We start from the raw sequence: 6,281 nt of genomic DNA, 5'->3' as shown, positions 1-6,281 counted from the left end.
CTGGCCGGCGGCACGCCCATCGATCCGCCCGAGGGACGGGTGGGCGACCTGTACGAAAAGCGCCTGCGCAACGTGGTCGACGAGGTGGCCCTGGCCGCAGGCATGACACCGCCGCCGGTGTACGTGCTGCAGCGCGAGCAGGCCATCAATGCCTTCGCTGCGGGCTGGGACCGCGACGACGCGGTCATCGCCGTCACCCGCGGGGCGCTGGAACGGCTCACGCGTGATGAGCTGCAGGGGGTCGTGGCCCATGAGTTCAGCCACCTCTTCCATGGGGACACCCGGCTCAACATGCGCCTGATCGGCCTGGTCTGGGGCCTGCAGATGGTCTACAACTTCGGCCGCTCGCTGGTGGAGCCCGACACCCACGGCCGGCGCGGGGCGGGTGTCCTGTTCGGCCTGGCCCTGATGGCCGTGGGCTCGCTGGGCTGGATCGCCGGACGCCTGCTCAAGGCCGCCGTGTCGCGCCAGCGCGAGTTCCTGGCCGATGCCTCGGCGGTGAAGTACACGCGCAACATCGAGGGCATCGGCGGGGCCTTGCGCAAGATCGCCGACCAGGCCTGGCGTGGCAGCGACCGCATCCACCATGCCCAGGCCGAAAGCCTCTCCCACCTGTTCTTCGTCTCGCGTCTGCGCTGGGACTTGTTCGCCACCCACCCTCCGCTGGCCGAACGCATCCGCCGCATCTATGGCTTCGAGGTGGTGCCCCTGGCCGCGCGCGTGCTGCCGCCCGAGGACGACGACGCCCCGCTCACCCAGCCGATGGCCGGTCTGGTGCCCCCCGCGGGGGACGACGCCGTGGACCTCGTGCTGCCGGCCGAAGCCCCCGCCGCGGGCCAGGGGCGAGACGCCTGGCGCCACGATGCCACGCAGGCCCCGGCCCTGGACAGCCCCGCGCAGCGCGAACGCGAGGCCTTGGCGCGCATCGCGCGCTGGCAGGGCCCGGGCGAGCGCCGCGCGGCGGTGCTGGGCCTGCTGGTCACACCCGGTCAGGAGCGCGAATGGCAGGCCTGGGCCGAGGAGACCGCCGGGCTGGCCGTGGCTGCGGACGTGCGTGCCGAGCTCGCCCAGCTCACCCACGCCACGCGGCTGCCGGTGTGGGAAATGATGCTGCGTCGCAGTGCCAAGGCCCCGCTGGCCGAGCGCCGGGGTCTGGTGGAGGCAGCGCGCCGCATCATGAAGGCCGACGGCCAGGTCAGCCCCATGGACCGCCTGCGCTGGTTGGTGATGCGCCACCTGCTCAGCGGGGCCGCGCAACGACCGCCCCCGCCCGCGGGTGATAACGATATTGCTCATTTGGCTAAGGACGTGACCACGGCCACGGCCTTTCTGGCGAGAATGGTCGATGCGTCCGCGTGTGCGAACGGCCGGCCACCGGCGTGGTACCTCGAGGTGATGGGCGGCTTGTGGTCCCCTCAGCCCGTGCCCGCATGGGTGGCGCCCGACGCCGACGCGGTGGCTCATGCCTGGGCGCGGCTCGCGCAGCTCTCGGCCATGCAGCGGCCGGTGCTGGTGCGCGCCTGGGTCGATGCGGCGGTGCGTCAGGCCGGGGCCCCTCGCCTGGTGGACGAAGCGGCCGACGCCTTGCGGCTGGCCGCGGTGCTGCTGGGCGTGCCGTTGCCGCAGGCACTGGCCGACCAGTACATTGAAGTGACTTGATTCGAACAACGAGAAGGAGCCAGCACGATGAGTCCGAAACCCTTGATCGCAGCCGCCCTGGCCTGCGCCGCCATCGGCGGTGCAGCCGCGCAGGATGCGCAGGCCCTGTACATCCGCAGTCTCGCGGCCACCTGCGCCAACTGCCACGGCACCGACGGCCGTGCGGTGCAAGGCTCGCAGGTGCCGGCGCTGGCGGGCATGCCGCAGGTCTACATCGTCGAACAGATGAAGGCCTTCAAGACCGGCACGCGCACGGCCACGGTGATGCACCAGCTCGCCAAGGGCTACAGCGACGAGCAGATCCACCAGATCGCGGCCTATTTCGCCGCGCAGAAGAAGTGAGGAGGCCCGCGATGCTGCAACGACGTTCCTTCCTGCAAGGGGCCGCCGCCGCCGGCGTGCTGGGCCTGAGCGCCTGCGCGACCACCGGCGTGCCGTCCAAGGCCCGTGTGCTGGTGGTGGGCGGTGGCTATGGCGGCGCCACGGCGGCCAAGTATGTGCGCCTGCTGTCGGACTACCAGATCGAGGTCGTGCTGGTCGAGCCCCAGAGCGCCTTCGTGTCCTGCCCCATCTCCAACCTGGTGCTGGGCGGCCACCGCACCCTGGCCGAGATCACCACGCCCTATGACAACCTCGTGCGCCGCCACGGTGTGCGCCTGGTGCGCGACACGGTGGCCCGCATCGATCCGGCCAAGAAGGTCGCGGTGCTGGCCTCCGGCCCCACCATCGCCTATGACAAGCTCATCCTTTCGCCGGGCATCGACCTGGTCTTCGACAGCATCCAGGGCCTGAAAGCCGCCCATGAGGCCGGCCAGATCCTGCAGGCCTGGAAGGCCGGCCCCGAGACCGTGGCGCTGCGCCGCCAGCTCGAGGCCATGCCCGATGGCGGCGTCTTCGCGATGACCGTGCCCGAGGCCCCCTACCGCTGCCCGCCCGGGCCCTACGAGCGGGTGTGCCAGGTGGCCGACTACTTCAAGCGCGCCAAGCCGCGCTCCAAGGTGCTGCTGCTCGACGCCAACCCGGACGTCACCTCCAAGGGGCCGCTGTTCAAGAAGGTCTGGGCCGAGCAGTACAAGGGCATCATCGAATACCGCCCGCAGCACAAGGCGGTCGCGGTGGACGCCCGGACCAAGACCATCAAGTTCGAGATCGCCGACGATGTGAAGGCCGACGTGCTCAACGTGCTGCCCACCATGCGCGCCGGCAAGATCGCGGTGGACACCGGCCTGGCCAACGCGAATGCGCGCTGGTGCCATGTGAATTTCCTGAACTTCGAGTCCACCGCGGCCAAGGACATCCACGTGCTGGGCGACGCCATCCAGACCGCCCCGCTGATGCCCAAGAGCGGCCACATGGCCAACTCGCACGCCAAGGTGGCCGCGGCGGCCATCGTGGCTGAGCTGCGCGGCTGGGCCATCAACCCGGCCCCGATGCTCACCAACACCTGCTACAGCTTCGTGGACGGCAAGAACGTCATCCACGTGGCCAGCGTGCACGAGTATGTCGCCGCTGAAAAGACCTTCAAGACCGTGGCCGGCTCGGGCGGCGTGTCGCCCGGCCCCACGGAGCTCGAAGGCATCTATGCCTGGAACTGGGCGCAAAACATCTGGGCCGACACCCTGGCCTGACCCGTCGTCCCCGCCGCCCCGAGGGCCGCTGCCGTGCAGCGGCCCTTTGTTTTGTCACCTGCGCCTAGACTTCACCCCGTGAACCCGACCTCCCTGCCGCTGTCCCGCCTGCTCGGCCACGCCGCCGAGGCCGTGCTCGCCGTCGGACGGGGCCGCTCCCTCTCCGACGCGCTGGCGCGCGTTCCGACCCCTGCCCGCGCCGGCACCCAGGCCCTGAGCTTTGCCGTGATGCGCGAGCTCGGCCGCGCCCGCGCGCTGCGCCGCCATCTCGTGCCCCGCACGCCGGCGCCGCCGCTGGAGGCGCTGCTGTGCACGGCCCTGGCCCTGCTCGTGCAAGGCCCTGCCTCGGGTTACGACGAGCACACCCTGGTCGATCAGGCCGTCGAGGCGGCCAAGCGACAGGCCCGCGCCGCGTCCGGCCTGGTCAATGCCGTGCTGCGCCGCTTCCTGCGCGAGCGGGTCGCCTGCCTGGCGGCGATCGAGGCCGACCCCGAAGCCCGGTGGAACCATCCCGCCTGGTGGGTCGAGCGGCTGCGCCAGGACTGGCCGGCTCAATGGGAAGCCCTCCTGGCCTGCGCCCAACAGCACCCGCCGATGACCTTGCGGGTGAACCGCCGCCGCATCGACCGCGACACCTATGCCCGGCAACTGGCCGACGCCGGCCTGCCCAGCCGCCTGGTGGGCGAGGTGGGGCTGGTGCTCGATCGCCCCCGGCCGGTGGAGCAGATCCCTGGTTTTGCGCAAGGCCTGTGCTCGGTGCAGGACCTGGCCGCGCAGTGGGCGGCGCCGCTGCTGCTGGGGGCGGGCCTGCCCCCAGGCGCGCGCGTGCTCGACGCTTGCGCTGCCCCGGGCGGCAAGACGGCCCACCTGCTGGAGTCGGCCGACCTGGACCTGCTGGCCCTGGACAGCGACCCCGATCGCCTGCAGCGCGTGGGCCAGACCCTGGACCGTCTGGGTCTGCAGGCCACGCTGAAGGCGGCCGACGCCCGCCACACGGCGGCCTGGTGGGACGGCCGCCCCTTCGACGCCATCGTGCTCGACGCCCCGTGCAGCGCCTCGGGCATCGTGCGCCGCCATCCGGACATCCGCTGGCTGCGCCGCCCGGGCGACATCGAAGCGCTGGCCGCGGTCCAGCGTGAACTGCTCGACGCGCTGTGGCCGCTGCTGCGGCCTGGGGGCCACCTGCTGTACTGCACCTGTTCGGTCTTCCGGGCCGAGGGCGGTGCCCAGATCGACGCATTTTTGCAACGCCATCCTGGGGCCCGGGCCTGTCCGGCGCCCGGCCATGCGCTGCCCGTGACCGACAATGGATCCCTGGCCGTCGTCGACCACGACGGCTTCTACTACGCCCTGATCGAAAAACCCGCCTGACCCCCGGACCGTCCTCCCGTGCTGACCGCCGCGCCGCGTTCGACCGATGCCCCCGGCCCCGCGGCCGGCCGGCGGCTGGCGGCCGTGCTGCGCGCGCTGATCGCCCTGGTGCTGGCCCTGGTTTTGGGGGGCGGCCTCGTGCACCGTCCGGCCCAGGCCCAGAACGGCAGCATCACGCTGTCGGAGGTCGAGATCGATCGCAACGACGAGGGGCTGGAGCTGAGCTTCAGCACCCGCATCGAGCTGCCCCGCGCCGTGGAGGACGCCCTGATCAAAGGCGTGCCGCTGCACTTCGAGGCCGAGGTGACCACCTACCGCAGCCGCTGGTACTGGCGCGACCTGCGCGTGGCCTCGGCCAGCCTGTCCTGGCGCATCACCTACCAGCCGCTCACGCGCCGCTACCGCGTGCAGTCCGGGGCCTTCAGCCAGCAGTTCGAGTCGCTGCACGAGGCCCTGGGGACCATGCACCGCACGGCCGGCTGGAAGATCGCCGACCGCTCGCGCCTGGCTGCGGGCGAGCGCCATTACGCCGAGCTGGTCTTCCGCCTGGACACAAGCCCCTTGCCGCGGCCCTTCCAGATCGGCATCGGCGGCCAGTCGCAATGGGACCTCGCCGCCCAGAGCGTGCTGGTGATTCCCGACCGCCCCTGAGCCCCGTCCCAGGAGAACGGCCGTGACCAAAGCCACCCGCTGGGCCTGGATCCTGTCCATCGTGGCCGTCTCCGGCGCGGCGCTGGTGCTGATGTTCCTGCTCGCGCTGGCCAGCGACAACCGCCGGCTCTATGAACAGCACTATGGCTGGCTGCTCGGCCTGAACGCGATCATCGCCTCGGTGCTCATCCTGGCCATCGCGATCGCCGCGGTGCGCCTGGCCGTGCGCGTGCGCCGCGGCAAGTTCGGCTCACGGCTGCTGGCCAAGCTGGCCGGCATCTTTGCCCTGGTGGGCGTGATCCCCGGCGTGCTGCTCTACACCGTGAGCTACCAGTTCGTGGCCAACAGCATCGACTCGTGGTTCGACGTCGAGGTCGAAGGGGCCCTGGATGCGGGCCTGAACCTTGGCCGCGTCACCCTCGACACCCTGGTCAACGACTTTGCAGCCAAGACCCGCGCGGCGGCCGACCGCCTGGCCGATGCGGGCGGCGGGGCCAGCGCCTTGGGCCTGGAGCGCATCCGCGATCAACTGGCCGCCGAGGACACCGCCTTGCTCGACGGCAGTGGGCAGATCTTGGTCAGCGCCGGCCTGTCGCGCGAAGCCTTGGCGCCCGAGCGGCCGCCGGCGACCTTGCTGCGCCAGGCGCGCATCCAGCGCATTGCCACCCAGCTCGAGGGCCTGGACGAAGACGCCGGCACCCCACGCATCCGTGCCGTGGCTTACGTGGCCACGGTGGGCTTTCGCCTCACCCCCGAAGACCGCTACCTGCAGGCCACCCAGCGGCTGCCTGCCACCTTGGCGGCCAACGCCCTGGCCGTACAAAACGCCTAACGCGAGTACCAGCAGCGAGGGGGGGGGCGGGGAGGGACCCAGAGGGGAGGGACCGACGAAACCCCGAGCCCGGGCGGGGGAGTGTAAAAGGCGACTCCTAAAAAGGGGTCGCCTTTTTTATTGCCCAGAAATACCATGAC

Annotated in this window: 6 protein-coding genes; all 6 read left to right on the top strand. The window is 71.3% G+C overall.

Translation table 11 applies throughout. The annotated features are described in order from the left end of the window. The coding region (locus ACK42S_RS14655; protein WP_409709068.1) for a M48 family metalloprotease at positions 1-1,659 on the top strand (1,659 nt) is incomplete at its 5' end. A 27-nt stretch (positions 1,660-1,686) separates the two neighbouring features. After that, positions 1,687-2,001 carry a c-type cytochrome gene (locus tag ACK42S_RS14650; RefSeq protein WP_409709065.1) on the top strand — a complete coding sequence of 105 codons (315 nt, stop codon included), beginning with the start codon at positions 1,687-1,689 and terminating at the stop codon, positions 1,999-2,001. An 11-nt stretch (positions 2,002-2,012) separates the two neighbouring features. Next, complete coding sequence (locus ACK42S_RS14645; RefSeq protein WP_409709062.1) at positions 2,013-3,287, top strand: FCSD flavin-binding domain-containing protein; 1,275 nt, start codon at positions 2,013-2,015, stop codon at positions 3,285-3,287. 78 nt (positions 3,288-3,365) lie between these two features. Next, entirely contained in the window at positions 3,366-4,658 is a 1,293-nt protein-coding gene (gene rsmB, locus ACK42S_RS14640) for a 16S rRNA (cytosine(967)-C(5))-methyltransferase RsmB (RefSeq protein ID WP_409709059.1), read from the top strand. An 18-nt stretch (positions 4,659-4,676) separates the two neighbouring features. After that, a complete protein-coding gene (locus ACK42S_RS14635) occupies positions 4,677-5,309 on the top strand; it encodes a DUF4390 domain-containing protein (protein WP_409709056.1) in 633 nt (210 codons plus the stop codon). A 22-nt stretch (positions 5,310-5,331) separates the two neighbouring features. After that, entirely contained in the window at positions 5,332-6,141 is an 810-nt protein-coding gene (locus tag ACK42S_RS14630) for a hypothetical protein (RefSeq protein WP_409709053.1), read from the top strand. The last annotated feature ends 140 nt before the right edge of the window (positions 6,142-6,281 follow it).

Source organism: Caldimonas sp., from assembly GCF_046289365.1.
In the GTDB taxonomy this organism is placed as follows: domain Bacteria; phylum Pseudomonadota; class Gammaproteobacteria; order Burkholderiales; family Burkholderiaceae_C; genus Caldimonas.
This window is presented reverse-complemented; position numbering and strand designations above follow the sequence as displayed.

Bases quoted from the DNA above. Each gene is read 5' to 3' on its own strand.
- ACK42S_RS14650 (WP_409709065.1), top strand. From the start codon at position 1,687: ATGAGTCCGAAACCCTTGATCGCAGCCGCCCTGGCCTGCGCCGCCATC.
- ACK42S_RS14645 (WP_409709062.1), top strand. From the start codon at position 2,013: ATGCTGCAACGACGTTCCTTCCTGCAAGGGGCCGCCGCCGCCGGCGTG.